3 protein-coding genes and 2 pseudogenes are annotated in these 3,605 nt (G+C 69.7%); 2 read left to right on the top strand and 3 right to left on the bottom strand.

Annotation, left to right across the window (positions count from 1 at the left end; genetic code table 11):
* Positions 1-340: 340 nt before the first annotated feature.
* Together ACWDS7_RS47360 and ACWDS7_RS47355 are read right to left on the bottom strand one after the other, a co-directional pair.
* Positions 341-493, bottom strand: a pseudogene (locus ACWDS7_RS47360) (IS30 family transposase); the annotation flags it as partial.
* Positions 494-771: 278 nt separating this feature from the next.
* Positions 772-1,380, bottom strand: coding sequence for a cupredoxin domain-containing protein (locus tag ACWDS7_RS47355; RefSeq protein WP_306873625.1), 609 nt, complete (start codon positions 1,378-1,380; stop codon positions 772-774).
* 223 nt (positions 1,381-1,603) lie between these two features.
* Here ACWDS7_RS47355 and ACWDS7_RS47350 point away from each other — a divergent pair, with 223 nt between their 5' ends.
* Positions 1,604-2,491 carry a polysaccharide deacetylase family protein gene (locus ACWDS7_RS47350; protein WP_451934658.1) on the top strand — a complete coding sequence of 296 codons (888 nt, stop codon included), beginning with the start codon at positions 1,604-1,606 and terminating at the stop codon, positions 2,489-2,491.
* Between the two features lie 136 nt (positions 2,492-2,627).
* Complete coding sequence (locus ACWDS7_RS47345; protein ID WP_451934657.1) at positions 2,628-3,080, top strand: hypothetical protein; 453 nt, start codon at positions 2,628-2,630, stop codon at positions 3,078-3,080.
* Between the two features lie 73 nt (positions 3,081-3,153).
* On the opposite strand, the pseudogene ACWDS7_RS47340 reads toward ACWDS7_RS47345, so the two are convergent.
* Positions 3,154-3,605, bottom strand: a pseudogene (locus ACWDS7_RS47340) (hypothetical protein); the annotation flags it as partial.

Raw genomic sequence — 3,605 nt, 5'->3', positions numbered from 1 at the left:
CGGCCGTCGATCACCGACGTCGCCACCGCCTGCACCGGGCTGTCGTGGCCGGTCAGGGAATACCGAAGTCGGAGGCCGAGCCGGAAGCCGGTGGCCCGCAACCACTCGTCGCCGGTGGGGAGGAGTGCTGGATTCTTCTCAGAGGGCATGGGACCCGCTCCTGTACGTTCTGCCGATCAAGGTGCCCTGAGCCGGATCGCGCCGGTACCGGTAAGAGATGGCCCGGACCGCCAGATCCACTCCTGACGTACCAAGCCTGCACGAGCCCGAAGTGTCGGCGAACGACGGCGTGCTCAGAGGATCAATGCATTGCCGCTGTTCAGGATCTCAGCGTAGATCTCTGGCCGCGATCCCAGGCCAACGCGCGCCGCAGCCGGACCGGGATGGCCAAGATACCGCGAGTGAGATGGGGCCTGACCTGCTCAGCCTTGATGCCGTCCGGTAACGCGACCAAGGTCGTGCAGCGGCTGGTGCGCTCGACCGGTGTGCCGATGTCGGGCACCCGGCCCCTGCATCCGCCACAGCGCCGACAGCTCCGGCCCCCTGATCCCGGCCTCCCGGTCACCTGCACTCAGGCAGGCTGGAGATCACGGATTGGCGCGGGCAAGCCATTTCAGACTGGCACTGTTCTCATCAGCGCGGACCCGCGCTGATGAGAACGCGCGAGAAGGCGGCTGCGCTGCCGCGTAGCCCGAAGCCCTGATGTGCCTACCGGAGCGGGGCGACTTCGTCCGTAAAACGACGGCGGTCCCAACGCCCGGCCGGCGTTCGCTATCGCCCGGTGACGTCGAGCTCGCCGTACATGCCCCTGTCATAATGATCGGGGAAGTTGCACACCAGCTCGTAATGGCCAGGGCGCAGCGTCAGTGTGATCCAGCCCTTGGAGCCCGGGGCGATGCCTTCTCCCTTGCCCGCGGCGCAGTCGCGTGACGCCTCCCCCAAGCTGTCCGACTCATCGACGCGCTGATCGGAGCCCACCTCCCGTTTTCCGATGGTCTGCCCTGACGGAAGTGGCAGCACCAGGACCTCATGGGCGAGGGCCCCCTTGTTGGACACCCGCAGCGACACGGTCCCCGCCGGAACCGTGGCAGGGGTGACGGACAGGCGCATCCTCGTGTCCTGCGGTCCGGGGCCGCTGCTCATCATCCCGTGCGGGACAGGACTGCTGGACGGACCGGGACTACGGCTCATCATGCCCGATCCCATGTCGGTCAGGGTCACATCCACCACGTGACCCGGCAGTGACGGTACGGTGCACTCCGGCCGATGCTGTGCCCCCGTCGCCGTCGTCACGCCCATCGCCGCCGGTTCACCGACGGCGACCGCGGCGAGCATGACCGCGCTCACCATCCCGGCAAGCCGTACATCGTGAAGCCACATCGGCCCCACCCCCGCAACTATGCGAGCCGTGCCCCTGCTCACCCATCTCCCGCGGACGAACCCGCGCTCGATCTGCGAGCCCTATCCTTCAGCGTACGATCTGTCTGATGACCATGACCAACTGAGGTGGGGTCCCGCGGTCCTGGCGAGATTTCCAATTCACCCCCGCCTGACCCTCATGATCGGCTGGATCGCGGGCTCGCCGGCAACCCACACTTCGGTCATGGATGGACACGCCTTCGACCCCGTCACGCCCTCGGTGCGCTCCAGCGAACTGCTGGGTTTCCCGCCCGGCGCCCGGGTGCTCATCGTCAACTGCGACGACTTCGGGATGCACGACGCGATCAACGCCGCGGTGATCGACTCGATCGAGCAGGGGATCGCCGGCTCGTGCAGCCTGATGGTGCCGTGTCCGTCGGCGCCGCAGGCCATGCGCCTGCTACGCCGACGGCCGGAGATGCCGTTCGGGATCCACCTCACGCTGGTCTGCGACCTGCCCGGCTACCGGTGGGGACCGCTGGCCGCGGAGGACAACGTGCCCTCGCTGCTCGACGACGCGGGCGAGCTGTTCATGGCCACGCCCGCCGGGCGCTCCGAGTTCCTCGCCCAGGCCAGGCTCGACGAGATAGAGCTCGAGTTCCGCGCGCAGATCAACGCCGTGGCCGACGCCGGCCTCACGCCGACGCACCTGGACTTCCACTGCCTGGCCGACGGCGGACGCGACGACATTCTCGATCTGACCGTGGCGCTGGCCGCGGAGTACGGCCTGGCCGTGCGGGTCTGGCTCGGACCCGGGCGTCAGAGGATGCGGCGGCAGGGCTTGCCGGTCGTCGACAACGGATTCCTGGACAGCTTCTCCCTCAGCGTCGAGGGTAAGCCGGCCCGATACGCCCAACTGCTACGCGACCTGCCGGCCGGGCTCAGCGAATGGGCGGTGCACCCCAGTACCGGCGGCGAGGAGTCGCGGGCGATCGACAGCGGCCGGCGCGTGCGCCGGACCGACTACGAGTTCCTGACCTCGCCGGAGGCCCGCGAGCTCCTCCAGCAGGAGGGCATCGTTGTGATCGACTACAGGACTGTCCAACAGGCCTGGTCCAGCGCCCTCCGGTAGGCCGGCAGCGCGTCTTCCCGTCCGGCGACGGCCGGCGCCGGTTCAGGGGGAGTCGCCCGGTGCTCCCTCTCGGAGGGGAGGCACCTCCCTCGCTGTGGGGAGGGAGGCCGGGTGCGCGGTCTCTACGGTTGCAGCCATGGTTGATTCCGCTTCTCCACGCCGCTGGCCGGCGTACGCGCTGGCGCTGCTGTTCCTCGGTTACGCCGGGGGGAAGGCCGCCTTCGCCCTGCAGGCCCGGCTCGGCTTCCCGGGCGGCCCGCCCGTGTCGGCCGCCGAGGCCGGAAGCTACTTCATGGACGCGGCCTCGGCACAGTGGCTCGCGACCGCGTCCGGCGTGCTGGGCGCGTGCGTTGCCGTCGCCACGGTCACAGAGCTGGGCCGCAGGGTGCCGAGAGCGCTGATGCTGCTGATACTGGCGGGGATGCTGCTGGCCGTCGGCGGCGGCGCGGGGATCATGATCCTGGACGGGATCATCGGCATCGGCGTGGGCTGGCGGTGGTACCACGGGATCCTGGGGGCGGTCGTGATCTGGCTGTCGGTGGAGATGGTCCGCTCCTACATGACGGCGACCAGACGTGTCGCGAGCTGATCGGGCGCGGCCGGCCCGCCGCCGCTTCCGGGCCAGGCCCAGGGCGGCCCGTCCCTCAAGGAGACGGGCTGGATCAGGCGGCGCGGCCGGCCTTGAGCGAGGCCGCGGTGGCGACGACGCGGCGGGCCTGGTGGCGGGCCGCTTCCAGGGACACGTCGTTGGGCGGGCCGTCGCCGGCCACGTGGGAGGTGCCGTAGGGATTGCCCGACCGGAACTGGATAGGGTCGGTGTAGCCAGGGGGCACGATGACGCCGCCCCAGTGGTAGAAGGTGTTCCCCAGCGCCAGGAGGGTGGATTCCTGTCCGCCGTGGGCGGTGTTGGAGGCGGTGAAAGCCGAGTACACCTTGTCCGCGAGCTTGCCGTGGAACCACAGCGGGCCGGTGGTGTCGATGAACGCCCTGAGCTGGCTGGCCGGGTTGCCGAAGCGGGTGCGTCCCAGCCGCCAGCCCCGGTGAAGACCAACGGCCTCGCCGTCGCCAGCTTGGTGCTCGGCCTGGCCGGATTCATCAGCTGCGGCATCACGAG

Source organism: Streptosporangium sp. NPDC003464 (assembly GCF_053588315.1).
Note: the sequence above shows the minus strand (reverse complement) of the source record. Positions and strands in the feature narration are given on the sequence as shown.